The following is a 20,825-nucleotide window of genomic DNA, read 5'->3' on the forward strand; positions in this document are numbered from 1 at the left end:
CTTCGAGGACGGAATAGTGGCGAACGTCGCAGTGATCGGCGCCCAGTGGGGCGATGAAGGCAAGGGCAAGATCGTCGACTGGCTCGCCGAGCGCGCCGATGTGGTCGTGCGGTTTCAGGGCGGGCACAATGCCGGCCACACGCTGGTGGTGGGCGACAACACCTACAAGCTCTCGCTGCTGCCCTCGGGCATCGTGCGCGGCACCCCGAGCGTGATCGGAAACGGCGTGGTGCTCGACCCCTGGGCGCTGCGCGACGAGATCGAACGGCTGCGCGGGCAGGGAGTCGAAGTGACTCCCGACACGCTGATGATCGCCGACACCTGCCCGCTGATCCTGCCCTTTCACCGCGACCTCGACGGACTGCGCGAGGACGCCAGCGGCGCCGGCAAGATCGGCACGACGCGGCGCGGGATCGGCCCGGCGTACGAGGACAAGGTGGGCCGCCGCGCGATCCGGGTGTGCGACCTCGCCCATCTCGACAGCCTGGGGCCGCAGCTCGACCGGCTGAGCGCGCACCACGACGCGCTGCGCGCCGGCTTCGGCGAAGCGCCGATCGACCGCGCCGCGCTGACCGCGCAGCTCGAGGAGATCGCCGGCTTCGTCCTGCCCTATGCCCAGCCGGTGTGGCGGACGCTGCACGAGGCGCGCGCGCGCGGCCGCCGCATCCTGTTCGAAGGCGCGCAGGGCGTGCTGCTCGACATCGACCACGGCACCTATCCGTTCGTCACTTCGTCGAACACGGTGGCGGGCACCGCCGCGGCGGGATCGGGACTGGGGCCGGGCGCAGTCGGCTTCGTGCTGGGCATCGCCAAGGCCTATACGACGCGCGTCGGATCGGGCCCCTTTCCGACCGAGCAGGACAATGAGACCGGCGAGCGGCTGGGCACGCGCGGGCGCGAGTTCGGCACGGTGACCGGACGCAAGCGCCGCTGCGGCTGGTTCGACGCAGTGCTCGTCCGCCAGTCGGTCGCGGTTTCGGGCGTGACCGGAATCGCGCTCACCAAGCTCGACGTGCTCGACGGATTCGACGAAGTGAAAGTGTGCACCGGCTATCGGCTGCGCGGCGCGGAGCTCGACTATTATCCCGCCAATTTCAACGATCAGGCCGAAGTCGAGCCGATCTACGAAACGGTCGAAGGCTGGTCGGAATCGACCGCGGGCGCGCGCAGCTGGGCCGAACTGCCGGCGCAGGCGATCAAGTACATCCGCCGGATCGAGGAGCTGATCCAGTGCCCGGTCGCGCTGGTATCGACCAGCCCCGAGCGCGACGACACGATCCTGGTGCGCGACCCCTTCGCCGATTGAAGGTTGCGCCCGGCCGGAGGCTTCCGCCGGGCGCACTCCCCGCCTCAGCGCGTCGGCGGCGCATCGTCTCCCATCGGCTCGGGCATTACCGGCCCGATCGTCGTCGGATCCGACACTTCCTCGTCGAGCACGGGATCGGGCGTCGCGGGATCGAGCGGGGGCTGGTCGAGATCGTCACCGGGCAGCGGCGCATCGGGCATCGGCTCGCCCGTCTGGTTCGCCAGCGGATCGAGCGCCGGATCCTCGGCCAGCGGTTCGTCCATCAGCGTGTTGGCGGTAGCGTTCGGCGCGTCCTGAAGCGCCGGCGCTGCCTGGATGTGCGCGACTGCCGCAGTCGAGCCGCAGAGGAACAAGAGGCTCGCAAGTGTCGTGGTACGCATGGGTTTACTCCGGTTGCTGAACTGAGCAGCTGAAGAACCCTCCTCTCCGGCAAAGGCGCCCGGGCGGCCGCCCCGTTCGGCGCAGTCCACCGCCGGTTCGACCGGCATCTGCACGATTTGAGCGACCAATCGTGTTCCGCCGCCCCCGAAGCGCGGTGCGGAACGGGACGCGGCCTTCGCGGTTCCCCAAAGGTGGCCGAACAGGAAGCACGCACCGAGCGGATCGCGGCGGCGATCGACCGTGTCGACGGAGCCCGTCCCGGCGCGGGCGCGCCGACGACCAAGCACCGCAGGATGCTCGAAAGCCCGTACCGCTTCCTGCGCGGCTCGGCGCAGCTCTTCTACGCCGACCTGGCCGACGGGGTGCTGCGCCTGCCGGCGGGGTTCGACACGCCGGCCTGCACCACTGCGGTGCTGGGGGACTGCCACATGGGCAATTTCGGCTTCGTGACGGAGAAGGGGTCGCACGGGCGCCACATCGCCTTTGTGCCGACCGACTTCGACGAAGCCTGTATCGGCCGCGCCGGCTGGGATCTGATGCGGCTTTCGGTCAGCCTGTTCGTCGGCGCCGAGCTGGCGCGCGGCATTCTGGCCGGCAGATACGCGACCGACGCATTCGCGGATCTGGACGGGCTTGCCGCTGCGAGCGCCGACGATGCCGAAGCCGCCGTGCGCGCGTGCCTCGATTCCTATGCCGAGACCTGCCGCCGGGTGATCGACAATCCGATGGTGCGACGGACGACGCTCGACCGATTCGCCCGCCGCCATCCGCTGCGCCGCTATCTGAAGAAGGCGCGCAAACGGGCGATCGGCGGGAAGAAGTTCGAGCGCAAGAGCTCGCTGGGCAAGGCGGCGGCGAGCGGACCGAACGGCCTGTGTTTCCGCGAGCGGCCGAACCGGTACCGCCGGCTGGAGCCGGCGCTGGAAGAAAGCGCCCGCGCCGCCTTTCGTCCCTATGTCGACGACACCATCCTCGACATCGTCGAGCGGCTGGGACAGGGCACGGGATCGCTCGAGCTGCCGCGCTATTATCTGCTCGTGGGGCGCGAGGGCGCGACCGGAACGGCGGGCCTTGCGATGGCACAGGTGGTGGAGGCGAAGCAGCAGCGCGTGGCGGCGCCGGTCCATGCCTTTCCCGATCTCGATCCACGCAACAGCCTGGGCGCGGCGCATCTGACCGTGCATATCCAACGGCGCGTGCAACGCGAGCCCGACCTGCTGCTCGACCAGATGGAATGGCAAGGCGCGCACTGGCTGATCCGATCGCGCCACCATGCGCGGGTGAGCGCCGAGCCCGAGGAAATCTGCCTCGCCAAGCGCCATGTGGGGCAGCGGATGCGCGACTATGCGGTCGCCTGCGGCACCGCGGCCGCGCTTGCCCATGCCCGCGGCGACAACCGCTCGGTGCGGTTCGAGACCGCGATGGCCGACGCGCTCGACCGCGAACGCGATGGGCTGATCGAGAACGCCCGGCGCTATGCCGAGCAGGTGGTAGCGGACTGGCAGTGTTTCGGGCGGCTGATGGACAGGAGCGGCGACGGCTGAACCGGACCGCTCAGCCGCACTGGGCGCGATGCAACAGCTTCTGATCGGCGAGGACGAGCGCGACCATCGCCTCGACGACCGGAACCCCGCGGATGCCGACGCAGGGATCGTGGCGCCCCCGGGTCGCGATCTCGGTCGCCTCGCCGTCGCGAGTGACCGTTTCGACCGGGGTGAGGATCGAGCTGGTCGGCTTGAACGCGACGCGCAGCCGCAGCGGCTGTCCGGTAGAGATGCCCCCCGCGATGCCGCCGGCATGATTGGCGAGGAACTCCGGCCCGTCGGCGCCCGGGCGCATCGGATCGGCATTGGCCTCGCCCGACAGCACGGCGGCCGCGAAGCCGTCGCCGATCTCGACGCCCTTGACCGCATTGATCGACATGCACGCGGCGGCCAGCTCGCTGTCGAGCTTGGCATAGAGCGGCGCGCCCCAGCCCGCGGGCACGCCGGTCGCTTCGCAGGCGACGACCGCGCCGAGCGAGGAGCCGGCCTTGCGCGCAGCGTCCACCAGCGTTTCCCAGCGTGCTGCGGCGGCGGCATCGGGGCAGAAGAAGGCGTTGCGGCCGATCTCGTCCGAATCGAAGTTCGTCGGATCGATCGCGTCGCCGCCGATCGCCTCGACCCAGGCGGTGATCGTCACTTCGGGAATCACCTTGCGCGCCACGCCGCCCGCCGCCACTCGCGCCGCCGTCTCGCGCGCCGAACTGCGCCCGCCGCCGCGATAGTCGCGGAAGCCGTATTTGGCGTCATAGGCATAGTCGGCGTGGCCCGGGCGATAGGCCTTGGCGACGTCCGAATAATCCTTCGAGCGCTGGTCAACATTCTCGATCATCAGGCTGATCGGCGTGCCGGTCGTCCGCCCCTCGAACACGCCCGAGTGGATGCGCACCGCATCGGGCTCGCGCCGCTGGGTGGTGAAGCGCGACTGGCCGGGGCGCCGGGCATCGAGGAACGGCTGGATGTCGGACTCGCTGAGCGCCAGCCCCGGCGGACAGCCATCGACCACGGCGCCCAGGGCGGGGCCGTGGCTCTCGCCCCATGTGGTGAAGCGGAAGATGCGACCGAAGGTATTGAAGCTCATCTTCCCCTCTCCCCGCGGGGGAGAGGGAGGGGCCCGCTCGCCAAAGGCGAGTGGGAGGGTGAGGGAAGGTCGCGGAGCTGCAACAGGATTTGAGTCAAGACGCCCTCTCGGTTCTGCATCACCTCGCTATTCGCGAAGCGCAGAACGCGATAGCCCTCCCGTTCCAGAAACTCGGTCCGGCGCGCATCCTGAGCCTCGGTGTGGCCGTGGGTGTCTCCGTCGAGTTCGATCACCAGTCGCGCCGAATGGCAGACGAAATCGGCGTAATAGGGGCCGAGCCGCTGCTGCCGGCGGAACTTGCTTCCGGCGAGCTGACCGTTGCGAAGCCCGGCCCAGAGATAGCGCTCCGCAGAGGTCGCATCGCGGCGAAGCTGGCGAGCACGCGCGATGGTTCCGTCGCCGGGCGTGTAGCGTGATCGCATCACTGTCCCTCACCCTTCCCACCGCCTTCGGCGGCGGGCCCCTTCCCTCTCCCCCAGAGGGAGAGGGAGATTCAGTCGCTCTCGCCCAGTGCCGCAAAGGCGGGCGCGTGATCCGCAAGCCCCCGCGCGCCGCAGGGCAGCCCGCCCTGCAGCTCGAGCGCCAGCAGATACTGCCCGGCATAGGGCGAATCGAAGCCCTCCGCCGTCGCGGCGGAAAAGCCGAAGCGGCCGTAGAAGCCGGGCTCGCCGAGCACGAACATCAGCAGCGCGCCCGCCCGCGTCATCTCATCGATCGCCGCACGGACCAGCGCCTCGGCGACGCCGGTCTGGCGATAGGCGGGCAGCACCGCGAGCGGGGCGAGCGCCACCGCGGGCACCGATTCGGGGCCGATCGCCACATGCATCCTGCTGAGCGCGACGATGCCCGCCGCCGCGCCGCTCGCCTCGTCGCGCGCGATCAGCGCGAGCACGAGATCGCCGTCGATCGCGAGCTGCTTCACCAGCATCGCTTCGGCCGGGCGCGGGAAGCAGGCGCGCAGGATAGCGTCGATGTCGTGCGCGTCGCGCGGCGCGGCGCGCTGGATCGTCGTCGTCACGCGAAGCGTCAGCTCAGCGCGATGTCGGGCGCGTCCTCGGCCTTCATGCCGATGACGTTGTAGCCGGCATCGACATGGTGCGTCTCGCCCGTCACGCCCGAGGCGAGATCGGAGAGCAGATAGAGGCCGGCGCCGCCGACATCCTCGATCGTCACGTTGCGGCGAAGCGGCGAATTGAGCTCGTTCCACTTCATGATGTAGCGGAAGTCGCCGATGCCGCTGGCGGCGAGCGTCTTGATCGGCCCCGCCGAGACCGCGTTGACGCGGATCTTCTCGGGCCCGAGGTCCATCGCGAGATATTTGACGCTGGTTTCGAGCGCCGACTTCGCCACGCCCATGACGTTATAGTGCGGCACGACCTTTTCCGCGCCGTAATAGCTGAGCGTCAGCAGGCTGCCGCCGTTCGGCATCATCGCGCGCGCGCGCTTCGCCACCGCAGTGAACGAGAACACCGAGATGTTCATCGTCATCAGGAAATTGTCGAGGCTGGTGTCGTAATAATGGCCGCGCAGCTCGTTCTTGTCGGAAAAGCCGATCGCGTGGACGACGAAATCGATCGTCGGCCATTTCGCCTGCAGCGTATCGAACGCCGTGTCGAGCGCAGCCATGTCGGAAACGTCGCACTCGATCAGGAAATCCGAGCCGAGCTGCTCGGCGAGCGGCCGGACGCGCTTGGCGAGTGCCTCGCCCTGATAGGTGAATGCCAGCTCCGCCCCGGCCTCGCGCAGCTTCTGCGCAATGCCCCAGGCGAGCGATCGATCGTTGGCGAGCCCCATGATCAGCCCGCGCTTGCCCTGCATCAGTCCCGTCACGTCGCTTGCGCCTCCTGTTCCTGCGCCTCGTCTAGACCCTCGTCGGGGTCTTCCGCCAGTGCGGCGTTGAGCTCGGCGCCGATAACGAGGCCGAGGCCGATGATGAAGAAGAAGATCAGCGTGATCATCACGCCCGCGAGGCTGCCGTAGGTGAGATCATAGGTGCCCAGGCTGCCGAGCACGACCGGCAGCAGCGCCGTGGTGGCGAGCCACCAGCAGGTGGTGAACAGCGGGCCCGGCCATTTATGGCAATGGCGGCGATAGCCGCTGGGGGTGAGCGAATAGAAAAGGATGTAGAGCGCGATGAACAGCGCGACGCCGGGCGCGAGCCGGCTGATCGAGACGATCCGCGCGGCATCATCGGCAAAGGGCAGCAGCCGGGTGATGAACTCCTGCACGCCGGTGAGCACCACCTGAAGGCTGAAGGCGGACATCAGCAGGATCACCGAGCCGATGATGAGCCCGGCCGAGCCGAGCCGATACTCCCAGAACGGCCGACCGCCGGTGACGCCATAGGAGCGGCGCAGGATGCCGCGCAGCGTCTCGATGAAGCCGCCGGTGGTCCACAGCCCGACGAGCGCGCCGAGCCACAGCAACGTGCCCGAGCGCGCCTCGAGCACGTCGCGCACCGGCTTTCGCAGCACTTCGGCGACGTCGGGCGGGACAGTCTGGAGGAACGCCTCGAGCGTCTGGACGCCCTCGCCGCTGTGACCGAACAGCCGCGCGATGGCGGCGGCGACGATGAAGAAGGGAAACAGCGTGACGAGCGAGAGATAGGCGAGATTGCCGGCATAGGTGAAGCCGTCGGTATAGGTGCCGACCGCGACACGCTTGACCACTTCGAAGAAGCGCTCGGAAAAGCCGAGATCGTCCAGCCGCCGCCGGATCTTGCCGCCGAAGCCCTTGCGCCGCGCCTCGGGCGATTCCGGGGAGATGTCTGCATCAGCCACGAAAGGATCAGACGCCCATGCGGCCGCGCGGGTTCCCCTTGTCGCGATCCTGCCAGCCCCGGACGAACTCGACCAGCGCGTCGTCGCCGACCGGCAGATCGACCATCAGCGTGACGAGCAGATCGCCGCGCCCCCCGCCCTTGCGATGGAAGCCGCGGCCCTTGAGGCGCAGCACCTTGCCCGACGTCGAGCCCTTGGGCACCGTCAGCATCACCGCGCCGTCGGGCGTGGGCACGCGCACCTGCGCGCCGAGCACGGCTTCGGAGAGGCTGACCGGCAGGTCGAGGCGGACGTCGTCGCCGTCGCGCGTGTAGAAACCATGCGGCTGGACCTCGACCGTCACGATCGCGTCGCCGTTGCCGCCGGGGCCCGCCTGCCCCTTGCCCGACAGGCGCATCTGCGTACCGCTCTCGACGCCGGGCGGGAGCTTGAGGTCGATCGTCGAACCGTCGGCGAGCGTGATCCGCTGCGCCGCGAGCGTGGCCGCGTCGACGAACGATACCTGCAATCGATAGGCGGTGTTCGCGCCCTTGGGCGGCTGGCGCCGGCCGAAGCCGCCGAACCCGCCCGAAAAGCCGCCGCCGCCCTGCTGGCGCGCACCCGCGCCGCCGCCGAACAGCCCCTCGAAAATGTCGCCGATGTCGCCCTGGCCGCCGAAATCGAACTGGCCGCCGCCGGGGCGGAAGCCGCCCCCCTGCCCCCCCGCGCCGCCGCCGAAGCCGAACGGCGCGGTGGGATTGCCATCGGCATCGATCTCGCCGCGATCGAAGCGCGCGCGCTTGTCCTTGTCGGTCAGCAGGTCATAGGCCTGGGTGACCTGGCTGAACCGCTCGGCCGCCTTGGGATTGTCCTTGTTGCGGTCCGGGTGCAGCTCCTTGGCGAGCTTGCGATAGGCCTTTTTGATGTCGGCCTCGCTCGCGCCGCGTGCCACGCCCAGCGTTGCATAAGGATCTGCCATCGGGTTCTTCACTCTCCACGCGGTTTCAAGCCTATATAGGCGCCGCGAACATCGGCGCGAGCCGGCCTTCCTGCAAGGGGACGCTCAGCCGGCGCAATCGCCGAGCGGCTCGACATCGACCGACACGTGCATCCGCTGCGCGCCCGACCCCAGCACGATCCCGTCGATCGGCGCGATATCGGCATAGTCGCGGCCGACCGCCATCAGCACGTGATCGCTCGCCATCCAGATGCCGTTGGTGGGATCGAGCCCGACCCAGCCGCGTTCGGGCCCGCACCACAGCAGCACCCAGGCATGGGTGGCGTCGGCGCCGACCAGCCGCGGCTGGCCGGGCGGCGGCAGCGTGCGCAGATAGCCCGAGGCATAGGCGGCGGGCAGGCCGGCGGCGCGCAGACCCGAAATCATGATCTGCGCGAAATCCTGGCACACGCCGCCGCGCTTGCGAAAGGCGTCGGCGGGCGTCGTATCGACGAGCGTCGCGGCGGTATCGAAGGCGAATTCGGCCTGGATGCGCCGTGCGAGCGCGATTCCCGCCTCGAGCGCGCCACGGCCGGGATCGAGCTCGGCCGCGCACCATTGCGCGATCTCCGCATCGATCGGAATGAGCGGCGAGGGAAAGAGATAGCTTGCCGGGCCGAGCGGCGAGGCATCGGCGCTGGCGCGCGCCAGCGCGGCGATTTCGCCGAGCGTCGGATCGCCGGCATCGGGCACCGGCACCAGTCGGTCGACATACACCTGCGCCGCGCTTTCGATCGTGAGCGTGCGCGCCGGCGCCGCGACCACCAGCCGGACGACATGCGCCAGCCCCGCCTCCGCGCGCGCCGGGAAGGTGCGCCCGCCCGGTTCGACCGACAGCCGATAGTCGTCGAGCCGCTGGCCCGGCCAGTCGATCGGCTTCAGCCGCAGGTTGCAGCGCGCGAAGCCGACCGGCTCGGCATAGTCGAAGCGCGTGACGTGGCGAATGGCGTAGCGCATCAGGCGAGCACCAGCCCCGAAGCGCGCAGCGGCTCGGCGCCCTGAAGGAAGTAGCGGCGGGCGATCGCGTCGGAGAGCGTTTCGACCCGATCCTGCAGATCGCCGAGCAGCACCGCGTCGACCGCCGCCGCGCGCGCGGTGAGCACGATCGCCGCCAGCGCCCGCGCCTGTTCCTGCTGCGGCTCGGCGAGCCCGTCGTCGGACAGCACCGGCAGCTGATCGAGATGCTCGGCGATCGCCTGCACCTGATAGGCGATCGAACGCGGATTGCCGGGATCGAGCGCGACGAGATCGACCACCGGAACCCGCGCGATCCCGGTGAGATAGCGCTGGCGATAGCTGATCTGGCTGTCGGCGAGATCGAGCAGAGTCGAAAGATCGTCGGCGGTCGCATCGGCGCCGGCAAAGACGCGCACCACCCGCAGCGCCGCGGCCGCGCGTTCGACCCGTCGCCCGAGATCGTGGAAGCGCCACGCTTCGGTGCGGGCCATATGCTCGGCCGAGAGCCCGGCAAGCGCCGAATAGCGCCGCTGGAGCGACCCCGCCTTGTCGAGCAGCCCGCCGCGACTGGGGAAAGGCGCGTCGAGCAGGCGGATCATGTCCGCCGAAAGCCGCTCGCGCGAAACCTCGCCGATCAGCCGCGCCTGACGATTGATCGCGCGCACGCTGTACCACGCCTCTTCGTCTTCCAAGGCGGTGCGGGCGAGCTGGATGAGATCGGCGCGGCGATGGCCGCGCGGCTCGGGCGCGGCATCGGCGCCGACCACCAGCCCGACCAGCCGCCGAACCGTCTCCGCCGACAGCGCGGCGCCGGTATCGGCGCTGATCGAATTGCCGAGCAGCGCACGCACCACGCCGAGCAGCGCCTCGCCGCGTTCGAGATAGCGGCCGAGCCAGAAGAGATTATCGGCGACGCGGCTGGGAAGCGTGCCGGGATTGCGGCGCAGCTGAGTCGTCGCGCTCGACGGCAGCAGCGTGACCGGTTCGACCGGGGCAGGCCCGTGGACGCACACATCGGCCGACCAGCTGCCCTCCCCCATCACCGCCGCGCGCGGATCGGGATGTTCGCCGATGCGGGCGAAGCCGCCGGGCAGCACGGTCCAGCCGCCGTCGGCACCGCGCGCGGCGAAGACGCGCAGCGTGAACGGGCGCGCCACGAGCCCCTCGCCCGACACCATCGGCATGGTCGAGAGCCGCGCCACTTCCTGGCCGACATAATCCTGCGGCCGCCGCCCCAGATCGTCGAGGAGCGCGGCACGCGCCTCCGTGTCGAGCGACGCCCCGAGCACCGGCCGACCATCGGGCAACGCGCGCGTCGGCACGCCGAACGCGGGCGCGATCAGCAGTTCGTCGAGCCGGTCGATCACCTGCCCGCGCTCGCGATCACCGCCGCACCACCAGGTCGCGATACTCGGCAGCGCGAGCGTTTCGCCCAGCATCGCCTCGGCCAGCCACGGCAGGAAGGCGGCCACCGCGGGCGCCTCGAGCATGCCCGCACCGGGCGCATTGGCGACGACGACATTGCCCGCCGCCATCGCATCGACGAGCCCGGCCACGCCGATCGTCGAATGGCTGTCGAACGCAAGCGGATCGAGCAGCCGCGGATCGACTCGGCGCCACAGCGCATCGATGCGCTTCAGCCCAGCGATGGTGCGGACATAGACCTGATCCTCGAGCACGGTGAGATCGGCGCCCTCGACCAGCAGATAGCCGAGATAGCGCGCGAGATGCGCCTGTTCGGCATAGCTCGGGTTGAGCCGGCCGGGCGTGAGCAGGCCGATGCGCGGCTCGGCACGGCGGCAGAGCGCGGCGAGCCCGTCGCGAAAGGCGGCGAAGAAGGGCGCATGCCGCTCAATGTTGAGCCGCGACTGCAGGCCGCCCAGCATCCGCGCCATCGCCAGCCGGTTTTCGAGCGCATAGCCCGCGCCGGCGGGGGCGCGGAGATGATCGGCGAGCACGCGCCAAGTGCCGTCTGGGCCGCGACAGAGATCGGCGGCGATAAACTGGAGATGGCGGCCGCCGGGCGGCGCGAGGCCGACCAGCGGGCGGAGGAAGAACGGGCTGCCGGTGACGAGCGCGGCGGGGACATGGCCCTCGGCGGTAAGCCGCCCCGGGCCGTAGACATCGGCGAGGATCGCCTCCATCAGCCGCGCGCGCTGCGCGACGCCCGCCGCGATCTTCGTCCACTCCGCCGCCGGAAGCAGCAGCGGCACCGGCGAGAGCGGCCAGGGCCGTTCGTCGCCTTCGCCGGCGATGCGAAAGCCGGTGCCGATGTCGTCGGCATGGCGCTGGGCGCGCTCTCGGGCGTGCCCGAGCGTGTCGCCGCTATGGCTGGCGAGCTCCTCGAACAGCGCCGTCCAGGCGGCGTCGTCCGAGCCCTGCCCGCAGAGCATGTCGCCCGACCGGCCCTCGCCGCAATAGTCGGCGATCCAGCGCGCGGCGATGGTGCCGGCGTCGAAAAGTCCTTCTGGACCCCGGATGGCGCGTTGCTCCCGCTGCATGAGTGGCGGACGATGGGGGAAACCATGCTGCCGTGCAACGCCGATTGCGACCGGCGGAGACTCGGCTAGACGTCGGGCAGTTCCTGCGCCGCCTCTCCCCAGCCGGCGAGCGCGCGGCTGGTGGCGCGATCGACCAGCGTATCGGCATCGGCGACACTGAACCGCTGGGGCCCGTCGAGATCGCGCAGCTCGCTCCAGCTGATCGGCGCCGAGACCGGCGCGCCGGGCCGCGCGCGCGCGACATAGGGCAGCACCGCGGTCGCACCGCGCTGGTTGCGCAGATAATCGATGAAGATGCGGCCCGTGCGGCTCGCCTTCTTGAGATTGGCGGTGAAGCGATCGGGCTCGGCCTGCGCCAGCGCGCGGGCGAAACGCTCGGCGAAGCTCTTCACGTCCGGCCACTCGGCCTTGGGAATGAGCGGCACCACCAGATGCACTCCCTTGCCGCCGGTGAGCATCGGGAAGCTGGTGAGGCCGATGTCGGCGAGGTGGCGCTTGAGATCCTCGGCGGCTTTCTTGACGTCGCGGAAGTCGAGCCCCTCGTCGGGATCGAGATCGAACACCAGCCGATCGGCCTTCTCCACATCGGCGACGCGGCTGCCCCAGCCGTGGAATTCGATCGTGCCCATCTGAACGCAGGCGAGGATACCGTCGACGTTGTCGACATAGAGGTAGGGCTGGACCGAGCCATCCTTCTCGCGAATGTCGACATGGCGGACATGCTCGCCGAAGCTGCCCGCGTCATGCTTCTGGAAGAAGCATTTGCTCGCCCGGCCCTGCGGACAGCGAACGAGGCTGATCGGCCGATCGGCGATCCACGGCAGCAACACCGGCGAGACCGCCTGGTAGTAATCGGCGAGTTCGCCCTTGGTGACGCCGGCATCAGGGAAGATCACGCGATCGCGGCTGCTGATCTTCACCGTCGAGGCAGGCGCCTGCGGCAGCGGCTCGGGCGTTTCGGCAGTCACGTCGGCGGCATCCTTGTCTTCGCGCAGGCCGAGGAAGCTGGCGTGGCGGACGACGTTTTCGGAAGTGAGCTCGGCAAAGGCGATCTCGGCGACGAGCTTCGGCGTTACCCAGTGCGCGCCCTTCGCGACGCTTTTCGGAGCATCGACCGGCGGCGTCTTGCGGGCGAGCCGATCGAGCCTGTCGCGCAGCGCCTGAAGCGTGTCCATGTCGAAGCCGGTGCCGACCTTGCCGCGATATTCGAGCCCGTCGGGCCCATGCACCGCGAGCAGCAGCGAGCGCAGCGGCCGCCCCTTCGAATTGCTGGGCGACCAGCCGACGATGACGAATTCCTGGCGCCGCACGCACTTCACCTTGAGCCACGCCTTGCTCCGGCTGCCGCGATAGGGCGCATCGACCTTCTTCGAGACGATACCTTCATAGCCTTCGCGGCACATCGTTCCGAACAGCTTCTCGCCCGCGCCGATCACATGTTCGGCGAACTGGATGCGTTCGTCGCTTTCGGCGAGCAGCGGGCGCAGCCGCTCCTTGCGCTGGACCTGCGGCAGCTTCGTCAGATCCTCGCCATCGGCTTCGAGCAGATCGAAGGCGAAGAAGACGAGCCCCTTGCCGCCCGCGGAGATCGCGTCCTGAAGGGTCGAGAAATCGGGGCGGCCGTCGTTGAACGCGACGATCTCGCCGTCGATCAGCGCCGAACCGACGCGAAGCGACGCGGCGGCATCGGCGATGCCGGGAAATTTGTCGGTCCAGTCGAGCCCCGAGCGCGTGAAGATGCGCGGGCCGCCCGCGCCCAGGCTGAGCAACGCGCGATAGCCGTCATATTTGACTTCGTGCAGCCACTGGTTGCCCGAGGGGACGCTGTCGACGAGCGTGGCGAGCTGAACCGGGCGGAACGCCGGGGCCTTGGCGCTTCTGGGCTTGGCGCCGCTCTTCGCGCGCTTCGCGGGCGGCTTCTTCTCGGTCGCTTGCCTGCCCTCGGCGATCTCGAGCATCGTCCGGCCGGTCTTCACGCTGGTGAGGCCGGTCTCGACCAATGTGTCGGTGCCACCGGCATATTCGTCCTCCAGCTTGCGCAGCAGCCAGTTCTCGGCCTTTTCGCGGCCGCGCGGTTTGAGGCGGATCAGCAGCCACTCGCCGCGCATCCGCTCGCCAAAGAGGCGGAAGTGGAGATGGCCCTTTTCGAGATCCTTCGCGCTCTTGCCCTGCACCGGCTCCCACTCGCCGCGATCCCAGAGCATGACGGTGCCGCCGCCATATTCCTCTTGCGGGATGGTGCCTTCGAAGGTGGCATAGGAGAGCGGGTGATCCTCGGTGCGGACGGCGAGCCGCTTTTCGCCCGGATCGAGGCTGGGGCCGCGCGTCACCGCCCAGCTCTTGAGCACGCCATCGACTTCGAGCCGCAGATCCCAGTGGAGCCGCGAGGCATCGTGCTTCTGGACCATGAAGGTCCGGCCGGTGCCGCCCCCCGCCTCGCCGCGCGGCTCGGCGGTCTTCGCGAAATCGCGCTTGGCATTGTATCTGGCGAGAAGATCGGCGTCGCCCATCGCGCGTCAGCCCGCCGCCTTCTTCTTCGCCGGAGGTTTCTTCGCGCTGCTGCTGCTCGTGCGCGAGCGGCTCGTCGATTTCTTCGCCGGCTTGGTTTCGACGTCGTCGTCGTTCGAGGCGCCGGGCTTTTCGAGCGACTTCTTGAGCGCGGCCATCAGATCGACGACATTCGAGCCGCGGCTGGCGGGGCCTTCCTCGGCCTCCTCGACGATACGGCCGCCCTTCGAGCTTTTCTTCCGCTCGATCAGGTCCTTGAGCGCGTCGACATAGCGATCGTGAAACTCCTGCGGATCGAAGGCGGCGGTCTTCTTCTCGATCAGCGATTCGGCCAGCTCGAGCAGCTCGGCGTCGGGCTTCTCGTCGGGGATGTCGCGGAAATAGCTCTGCGCCTTGCGCACTTCGTCGGCATAGCGGAGCGTTTCGAGGACCATCCCGCGCCCGCAGGGCTTGAGGCTGACGACATGTTCGCGGCCGCGCAGCGCGAGCTGGCCGAGCCCGACCTTCTTCGTCCGCCGCAGCGCCTCGCGCAGCACGATGAACGCTTCCTCCGCCAGATCGTCGGCGGGGACCACGAAATAGGGTTTTTCGTAATAGAGCACGTCGATCTCGTGCGCGTCGACGAATTGCGTGAGCTCGAGCGTCTTCTTCGATTCGAGCTTCACTGCGTCGATCTCTTCCTGATCGAGCAGGATGTAGGAGCCCTTTTCGTATTCGAAGCCCTTCATGATCTCGTCGGTGTCGATCGGGCCGACGCCGGGAACCACTTTCTCATATTTGACCGGCTTGCCGCTCGGCTCGTGGATCTGGCGGAACGAGATGGCGGCGCCGGAGCGAGTCGCGGTGAAGATCTCCACCGGGATCGACACCAACGCCAGGCGAATCTGTCCCTGCCAATAGGCGCGCGCGGCCATGCCATTCTCCTCGTTGCGAGGCCGATTCAATCCCCGAGCGCGCGACTCGTTCCTCGACACTCCTGCGGGGTGCCGGTAGAGCGCGGGCCATGGCAGAAGACCCGATCGCGCTGTTCGACAGCTGGTTCGCGCACGCCCAGGCGAGCGAACCCAACGACGCCAATGCGATGGCGCTCGCCACGGTCGATCCGGCGGGCCAGCCGTCGGTGCGGATGGTGCTGCTGAAGGGGCATGGCGCCGAAGGCTTCACTTTCTACACCAACGGCGAGAGCCGCAAGGCGATCGAGCTTGCCGAATGCCCGCGCGCGGCGCTGCTGTTCCATTGGAAGTCGCTGCGGCGGCAGGTGCGAGTCGAAGGGCCGGTCGCACGCGTGAGCGACGCCGAATCGGACGCCTATTTCGCCAGCCGCGGCCGCGATTCGCAGCTTGGCGCCTGGGCTTCGGACCAGTCGCGCCCGCTGCCCGCGCGCGCGGTGTTCGAGGAACGCTATGAAGCCGTTCGCGCGCGGTTCGAAGGCGGGCCGGTGCCGCGCCCGCCGCATTGGGGCGGCTGGCGGGTGAGCCCCGAGCGAATCGAATTCTGGCAGGACCGCGAACATCGGCTGCACGAGCGGCGGTTGTTCGTGCGCGAAACCACGCCGGGCGCGGAGGGCTGGTCCGAGGGGCTGCTCTACCCGTGAACCGGCCGGTTCGCCGGGCGGCTCTCGCGAGCGTTGCCGTCGCGCTGCTGCTCGGCGCACTGAAAGCCTGGGCGGCGCTGAAGACCGGATCGGTGGCGGTACTCGCCTCGCTCGCCGACAGCCTGCTCGATCTGGTCGCGTCACTGGTGACGCTGGGCGGCGTGCGCTGGGCGATGCAGCCCGCCGACGCCGAGCATCGCTTCGGCCACGGCAAGGCCGAGGCGCTGGCCGCGCTGTTCCAGGTGGGCGTAATCGCGGTTTCCGCCTTCGCCATCCTGCTGCGCGCGATCGAGCGGCTGTCGACCGACCAGACGAGCACCGATCCCGAATATGGCATCGGCGTTTCGATCGTCGCCTTCGTGCTGACGCTTGCGCTGACCAGCTATCAGCGGTCAGTGATCCGGCGCACCCGATCGGTGGCGATCGGCGCGGACCATGTCCACTATCAATCGGACCTGCTGCTCAACGGCGCAGTGATCGTCGCGCTGGTGCTCGAAGGCTATCTGGGGCTTGCCGGCGCCGATCCGCTGTTCGGCATCGCCATCGCCTTCTGGCTGATGTTCGGCGCGTGGCGCGCCTCGGTCGAGGCGATCAACCAGCTGATGGACCGCGAATGGCCCGAGGAGAAGCGCCGCCGACTGGTCGAAGTCGCCTGCGGCCTTTCGGGATTCGAGCGGCTGCACGACCTGCGCACGCGGACCAGCGGCAATCGCGACTTCGTGCAGTTCCACATCTGGGTCGATCCGGACATGAGCGTCGCCGCCGCGCATGACGTGGTGGAAGCGCTGGAGCGTGCGCTCGCAGACGAGTTCCCGGGAATCGAAGTGCTGATCCACCTCGATCCGGCGGGACAGGTCGACGATCCGCACAATCCGCTCGTCGAGGCCGACGAGAGCGCCTTCCTCAAGGAAACCAAGCGATGAAGCTGCCCTTCGCCCAGATCGATGCGTTCGCGAGCGCGCCCTTCACCGGCAATTCGGCCGCCGTGATGCCGCTCGACGCGTGGCTCGACGACGCGGTGCTGCAGGCGATCGCGATGGAGAACAATCTCGCCGAGACCGCCTTCCTCGTTCCCGACGACAGCGACGAGGCCGATTACGAGCTGCGCTGGTTCACGCCGACCACCGAAGTCGCGCTGTGCGGCCATGCGACGCTGGCGAGCGGCCATTATCTGCTGAACGCGAATTCGGAAACGGACCGAGTCGTCTTTCGCACGCGCAAGGCCGGGCTGCTCGAGGTGCGGCGCGACGGCGACGGCTATGCGATGGCGCTGCCCGCCTATCCGCCCGAGCCGGCCGAAGTGCCGGGGCTGCTCGAGGCACTGGGGATCGAGGAAGCGCAGACGCTGCGCCACGCCAACGGCTATGACCTGACGGTGCTCGACAGCGCCGAGGCGGTGCGCGCGGTGGAGCCGGACTTTCGCGCGCTGGCGCAGATCGGCGACACGCTGAACATCGTCACGGCGCCGGGCGACGACACCGATGTAGTGAGCCGCGTGTTCGCGCCCGCTGCGGGGATCGACGAGGATCCGGTGACCGGATCGGCGCATTGCGTGCTGACGCCCTATTGGGCCGAGCGGCTGGGGCGCGAGGCTTTCGCTGCCTATCAGGCGAGCGCACGCGGCGGCCATGTGCAGTGCGGGCTGGCCGGCGACATGGTGATCCTGGGCGGCAACTGCGTGACGGTGATCGAGGGCGCGTTCCTGCTCCCCGATTGACCCGGCCGGATCAGGCCAGTGCCAGATCGGCGCGCTCGGTTTCGGCGATCCAGCCGCCGCCCAACACGCGATCTCCCGAATAGAGCACCGCGGCCTGGCCCGGCGCGACGCCATATTCGGGCGCGGTGAACACCACGCGATCGCCCTCGAGCCGCGCAGGCACGGGCTTGGCAAGCGATCGCACCTTCGCCGTCATCGGCCCGGCCGCATCGCCGCCGATCCAGTTCAACCGCTCGATCCGCGCCGCACGCACCGCGAGCGCGCGCTTGGGCCCGACGATCACTTCACGCCGCTGCGGATCGAGCCGCAGGACGTAGAGCGGCTCGGCCTGGCCGCCGATTTCGAGGCCGCGGCGCTGGCCGACGGTGAAATGGATGAGCCCGCGATGTTCGCCGAGCTTCACCCCGCGCTCGTCGACGATGTCGCCGCCCGCCTCGGCCTGCGGCCGCAGCTTCTTGACGAGCGTGGCGTAATCGCCGTCGGGCACGAAGCAGATGTCCTGGCTGTCCGGCTTGCCCGCCACGCCGAGCCCCAGTTCGGCGGCGAGCGCCCGCACCTCGGCCTTGGGCAGGCCACCCAGCGGAAACCGCAGGAAATCGAGCTGCGCCGCAGTGGTGGCGAACAGGAAATAGCTCTGATCGCGCGCCGGATCGGCGGCGCGGTGCAGCTCTGCCCCCGCGGCGCCCTCGCCACGGCGGACATAATGGCCGGTGGCGAGGCAATCGGCGCCCAGATCGCGCGCAATCGCCAGCAGATCGGTGAATTTCGGGCCGATATTGCACTGGACGCAGGGGATCGGCGTGCGCCCGGCGAGATATTCGTCGGCGAAATCGTCGATCACCGATTCGCGGAAGCTGCTGGCGTGATCGAACACATAATGGGCGATTCCGAGCCGGTCGCACACTGCGCGCGCATCGCGGATGTCGCTGCCCGCGCAGCAGCTTCCCGCACGCCCGACCGCTTCGCCATGATCGTAGAGCTGGAGCGTGATGCCGATCGTTTCGGCGCCGGTTCGGGCCGCGAGCGCGGCCACCACCGAGCTGTCGACTCCGCCGGACATGGCGACGACGATCCGCCGCGCGGCGAGCGGCTCGGGAAGCTGGAAATCACCGGAATGCATCGCCGCCGCACATAGGGCGCCGGACGCGCCGATGCAAAATTTCGGCGCCTTTACCGGTCCTTCAGGACGCGCCGCTACGAGAGTCGTCCGAAGTGAGTTTTGCGGATGCGTAGCAGTGGACCTGAGCTTTGCCCGACTGGACCGCGACGTCGCGGTTACGGCGCTGCCCACCGAACTGGCCGTGCTGCTGGTCGGCGTGGCCGCGCGCCAGGCGGCGAGCCCGACGGCGGCCGCGCAGGCGCGGCTGAGCGGCACGGCGCCCGAGGCCGATCTGCTGGCGCCGCCGCACGGCGCATTTCATCGCGCCGTTTCGCTGGCGTTAAGGCGTTGGCCGCAGGAGTGAATACGCTGTTTACCGTCCCGTTTCAGCCAATGTTGAAGCAGCGCGTCTAACGGTCGTTCAAGTGAGTTGGAGAGGGGGCCCCCCGCCCCGATCGAGGTTTGGTAGATGATTGAGAATCAGAAGATCCGCCCTGCAAAAGTCATCGGCCCGCTGGGCGAGCCGTTGACGCTGGACACGCTGCCGCCGCCGGACACGACCCGCTGGGTCGTGCGGCGCAAGGCCGAAGTCGTGGCCGCAGTGAACGGCGGTCTGCTGAGCATCGACGAGGTCTGCGAGCGCTATGGCCTGACGGTGGAGGAATTCGCCGGATGGCAGCGCGCGATCGACCGTTCGGGCATGCCCGGGCTGCGCGTCACGCGCATCCAGCATTATCGCACGCTGTACGAGCGCCAGCAGAAATATTGAGGGACCGCTTGGACGGCCAAGCGGGGGCGGCCGGAACCAAGCACGGGCTTCGCGAGTCTTTGCGGTGATCTCCGGAACGTACCGGAGGTGAAACGGAGGGACCTCGAATGGATCTCGTTGGCATTATCGTCTGGCTGATCGTCGGCGGCGTCGTCGGCTGGCTCGCATCGCTCGTCATGCGCACCGATGCGCAGCAAGGCATCTTCCTCAACATCGTCGTCGGCATCGTCGGCGCCTTCATCGGCGGCTGGCTCTTCTCGAGCGCCGACATCAACGACGGCATCACCGTGGGCACGTTCCTCGTGTCGCTGGTGGGCGCGATCATCCTGCTCGCGATCGTCAATCTGGTGCGCCGCGGTTCGCTGCGCTGAACCGGATCGCACGGCCGCTCCGGCGGAACAGAAAAAGGGGTCGCCCGCCGGGCGGCCCCTTTCTCGTTTCACTTCAGCAGGAAGCGGAAGGTGAGCGTGACGGTCACGTCCTGCTCGCCCGGCACGATCGCGGTATCGGCCGATTCGCTCTGCGCGCGGGCGGAGACCATCATCGGCGGCTGCGGCCCCGCTCCCTCCATCGTTTCCGAGATCGAGACGATGCGGTCGACCGAGAGGCCGGCGGCGCTCGCGTAGAGCTGTGCGCGGGCGGCGGCGCGGGCGACCGCGTCGCGGCGCGCCTCGTCGAGCGCGGCAGCCGGATCGTCGAGCGAGAGGCTCGGCCCGTTGATGTTGTTCGCGCCCTCGCGCACCAGCACGTCGAGGATCGATCCGCTCTTCGCGACGTCGCGGAAGCGCACCGAAACCATGTTCACCGCCTGATAGCCGGTGATGACCGGCGGCTCATTCTCCTGATAGCGATATTGCGGGTTGAGCTGGATGCTCGCCGTCTGGATGTCGCGCTCGGCAACGCCCGCGCGGCGGAGCGCGGCCAGTACCCGCTCCATGCGCGTGCTGTTCTGGGCGAGCGCCTCGGCCGCGGTGGCGGCCTGGGTCGTCACGCCTGCGCGGATCGTGGCGAGATCCGGAGTGCGCGTCGTGCGCCCCTCGGCCACTACCGTCAGCAGCGTGCCGTCGTGCGGCATCATGTGCATCGGCGCGGGCATGTTCTGCGCCGCGGCGGGCGCCGTCAGCCCGAGCATCGCGACGCCGGCCGAAACCATCAATAGGCTACGCATTGTCTGTCTCCCGAATAGCGAAGGTCCCGCGGGCGGGACGAACCGCACGCGGGACCATGGACGCGAGCGCCTGTCGCGCCGATTAAGCGCGGCGGGCCATCACCAGGCGATAGAGCGCGAGAAGGATGATCGCGCCCACCGTGGCGGCGGCATAGTTTTCCCAGCCGCTGTCGAGCGCCAGACCCATCGACCGCGCGATGAAGCCGGCGAGCAGCGCACCGGCGATGCCGATCAGGATCGTGACGATGATGCCGCCCGGATCCTTGCCCGGCATGATGAGCTTGCCGAGGACGCCGGCGACGAGGCCGATCAGAAGCCAGCCGATCAGAGTGCGTTCTTCCATGGGTTCCTCCCGTTGCGGCCCGTTCCCGCGAGCCGCGGCCGAGCGTCGCGCGATGACGCCCGGGATGCAACCGTTTCTTGGCGGAAACGATCCCGGGACTTGCG

General features: G+C 69.0%; 22 protein-coding genes. 8 read left to right on the forward strand and 14 right to left on the reverse strand.

What is annotated here, in order from left to right:
* Window positions 1-16 precede the first annotated feature (16 nt).
* Entirely contained in the window at window positions 17-1,306 is a 1,290-nt protein-coding gene (locus ACQ450_RS09300; protein ID WP_188053063.1) for an adenylosuccinate synthase, read from the forward strand.
* A 44-nt stretch (window positions 1,307-1,350) separates the two neighbouring features.
* Here ACQ450_RS09300 and ACQ450_RS09305 read toward each other — a convergent pair whose 3' ends face one another.
* Window positions 1,351-1,686 carry a hypothetical protein gene (locus ACQ450_RS09305; protein ID WP_188053064.1) on the reverse strand — a complete coding sequence of 112 codons (336 nt, stop codon included), beginning with the start codon at window positions 1,684-1,686 and terminating at the stop codon, window positions 1,351-1,353.
* A gap of 192 nt (window positions 1,687-1,878) precedes the next feature.
* On the opposite strand from ACQ450_RS09305, the gene ACQ450_RS09310 reads away from it, so the two are divergent.
* On the forward strand, window positions 1,879-3,231 hold the full coding sequence (locus tag ACQ450_RS09310; protein WP_431469051.1) for a DUF2252 family protein: 1,353 nt from the start codon (window positions 1,879-1,881) through the stop codon (window positions 3,229-3,231).
* A gap of 10 nt (window positions 3,232-3,241) precedes the next feature.
* Here the strand turns inward: ACQ450_RS09310 and aroC are convergent, their stop codons facing one another.
* The 10 genes from aroC to ACQ450_RS09360 all read right to left on the reverse strand — a co-directional run bounded on the left by aroC (window position 3,242) and on the right by ACQ450_RS09360 (window position 14,945).
* Window positions 3,242-4,309, reverse strand: a complete 1,068-nt coding sequence (gene aroC / locus ACQ450_RS09315) for a chorismate synthase (protein WP_431469052.1) — start codon at window positions 4,307-4,309, stop codon at window positions 3,242-3,244.
* Window positions 4,306-4,731, reverse strand: a complete 426-nt coding sequence (locus tag ACQ450_RS09320) for an endonuclease domain-containing protein (RefSeq protein WP_431469053.1) — start codon at window positions 4,729-4,731, stop codon at window positions 4,306-4,308. Before ACQ450_RS09320 ends, aroC begins: the two co-directional genes overlap by 4 nt.
* Before the next feature lie 71 nt (window positions 4,732-4,802).
* Window positions 4,803-5,327 carry a GNAT family N-acetyltransferase gene (locus tag ACQ450_RS09325; protein WP_431469054.1) on the reverse strand — a complete coding sequence of 175 codons (525 nt, stop codon included), beginning with the start codon at window positions 5,325-5,327 and terminating at the stop codon, window positions 4,803-4,805.
* Window positions 5,328-5,335: 8 nt separating this feature from the next.
* Complete coding sequence (gene fabI, locus ACQ450_RS09330) at window positions 5,336-6,139, reverse strand: enoyl-ACP reductase FabI (RefSeq protein ID WP_316714635.1); 804 nt, start codon at window positions 6,137-6,139, stop codon at window positions 5,336-5,338.
* Window positions 6,136-7,089 carry a YihY/virulence factor BrkB family protein gene (locus ACQ450_RS09335; protein ID WP_188053069.1) on the reverse strand — a complete coding sequence of 318 codons (954 nt, stop codon included), beginning with the start codon at window positions 7,087-7,089 and terminating at the stop codon, window positions 6,136-6,138. Before ACQ450_RS09335 ends, fabI begins: the two co-directional genes overlap by 4 nt.
* A 7-nt stretch (window positions 7,090-7,096) precedes the next feature.
* Window positions 7,097-8,047, reverse strand: a complete 951-nt coding sequence (locus ACQ450_RS09340; RefSeq protein WP_431469055.1) for a DnaJ C-terminal domain-containing protein — start codon at window positions 8,045-8,047, stop codon at window positions 7,097-7,099.
* 84 nt (window positions 8,048-8,131) lie between these two features.
* Window positions 8,132-9,022: a transglutaminase family protein gene (locus tag ACQ450_RS09345; protein WP_431469056.1), complete on the reverse strand. Its 891-nt coding sequence runs from the start codon at window positions 9,020-9,022 to the stop codon at window positions 8,132-8,134.
* Window positions 9,022-11,523, reverse strand: a complete 2,502-nt coding sequence (locus tag ACQ450_RS09350) for a circularly permuted type 2 ATP-grasp protein (protein WP_431469057.1) — start codon at window positions 11,521-11,523, stop codon at window positions 9,022-9,024. Before ACQ450_RS09350 ends, ACQ450_RS09345 begins: the two co-directional genes overlap by 1 nt.
* Window positions 11,524-11,588: 65 nt before the next feature.
* Entirely contained in the window at window positions 11,589-14,033 is a 2,445-nt protein-coding gene (ligD, locus tag ACQ450_RS09355) for a DNA ligase D (RefSeq protein WP_431469058.1), read from the reverse strand.
* Between the two features lie 6 nt (window positions 14,034-14,039).
* Window positions 14,040-14,945: a Ku protein gene (locus ACQ450_RS09360; RefSeq protein ID WP_431469059.1), complete on the reverse strand. Its 906-nt coding sequence runs from the start codon at window positions 14,943-14,945 to the stop codon at window positions 14,040-14,042.
* Between the two features lie 89 nt (window positions 14,946-15,034).
* Between ACQ450_RS09360 and pdxH the strand changes: the two genes are divergently transcribed.
* From pdxH to ACQ450_RS09375, 3 genes are read left to right on the forward strand one after another with little or no spacing between them, the layout of a single operon-like run.
* Window positions 15,035-15,625: a pyridoxamine 5'-phosphate oxidase gene (gene pdxH, locus ACQ450_RS09365; protein WP_188053075.1), complete on the forward strand. Its 591-nt coding sequence runs from the start codon at window positions 15,035-15,037 to the stop codon at window positions 15,623-15,625.
* Window positions 15,622-16,548: a cation diffusion facilitator family transporter gene (locus ACQ450_RS09370; protein WP_188053076.1), complete on the forward strand. Its 927-nt coding sequence runs from the start codon at window positions 15,622-15,624 to the stop codon at window positions 16,546-16,548. Before pdxH ends, ACQ450_RS09370 begins: the two co-directional genes overlap by 4 nt.
* Complete coding sequence (locus tag ACQ450_RS09375; RefSeq protein ID WP_431469060.1) at window positions 16,545-17,342, forward strand: PhzF family phenazine biosynthesis protein; 798 nt, start codon at window positions 16,545-16,547, stop codon at window positions 17,340-17,342. Before ACQ450_RS09370 ends, ACQ450_RS09375 begins: the two co-directional genes overlap by 4 nt.
* A 10-nt stretch (window positions 17,343-17,352) precedes the next feature.
* On the opposite strand, the gene mnmA is transcribed toward ACQ450_RS09375, so the two are convergent.
* Window positions 17,353-18,462 carry a tRNA 2-thiouridine(34) synthase MnmA gene (gene mnmA, locus ACQ450_RS09380; protein WP_431469061.1) on the reverse strand — a complete coding sequence of 370 codons (1,110 nt, stop codon included), beginning with the start codon at window positions 18,460-18,462 and terminating at the stop codon, window positions 17,353-17,355.
* A gap of 115 nt (window positions 18,463-18,577) precedes the next feature.
* Here mnmA and ACQ450_RS09385 point away from each other — a divergent pair, with 115 nt between their 5' ends.
* The 3 genes from ACQ450_RS09385 (at window position 18,578) to ACQ450_RS09395 (ending at window position 19,581) form a co-directional block, all read left to right on the forward strand.
* Entirely contained in the window at window positions 18,578-18,805 is a 228-nt protein-coding gene (locus tag ACQ450_RS09385; RefSeq protein WP_431469062.1) for a hypothetical protein, read from the forward strand.
* Between the two features lie 105 nt (window positions 18,806-18,910).
* The gene (locus ACQ450_RS09390; RefSeq protein WP_188053080.1) at window positions 18,911-19,210 is read left to right on the forward strand and encodes a DUF1153 domain-containing protein; all 300 of its coding nucleotides are present in this window, start codon (window positions 18,911-18,913) and stop codon (window positions 19,208-19,210) included.
* A 107-nt stretch (window positions 19,211-19,317) separates the two neighbouring features.
* A complete protein-coding gene (locus ACQ450_RS09395; RefSeq protein ID WP_188053081.1) occupies window positions 19,318-19,581 on the forward strand; it encodes a GlsB/YeaQ/YmgE family stress response membrane protein in 264 nt (87 codons plus the stop codon).
* Window positions 19,582-19,649: 68 nt separating this feature from the next.
* Here the strand turns inward: ACQ450_RS09395 and ACQ450_RS09400 are convergent, their stop codons facing one another.
* The gene (locus ACQ450_RS09400) at window positions 19,650-20,378 is read right to left on the reverse strand and encodes an SIMPL domain-containing protein (RefSeq protein WP_431469063.1); all 729 of its coding nucleotides are present in this window, start codon (window positions 20,376-20,378) and stop codon (window positions 19,650-19,652) included.
* Between the two features lie 82 nt (window positions 20,379-20,460).
* A complete protein-coding gene (locus ACQ450_RS09405) occupies window positions 20,461-20,721 on the reverse strand; it encodes a GlsB/YeaQ/YmgE family stress response membrane protein (protein WP_188053083.1) in 261 nt (86 codons plus the stop codon).
* Window positions 20,722-20,825 lie beyond the last annotated feature (104 nt).

The sequence above is a fragment of the Sphingosinithalassobacter sp. LHW66-3 genome (assembly GCF_050703275.1).
Taxonomy (GTDB): Bacteria; Pseudomonadota; Alphaproteobacteria; order Sphingomonadales; family Sphingomonadaceae; genus Sphingomonas.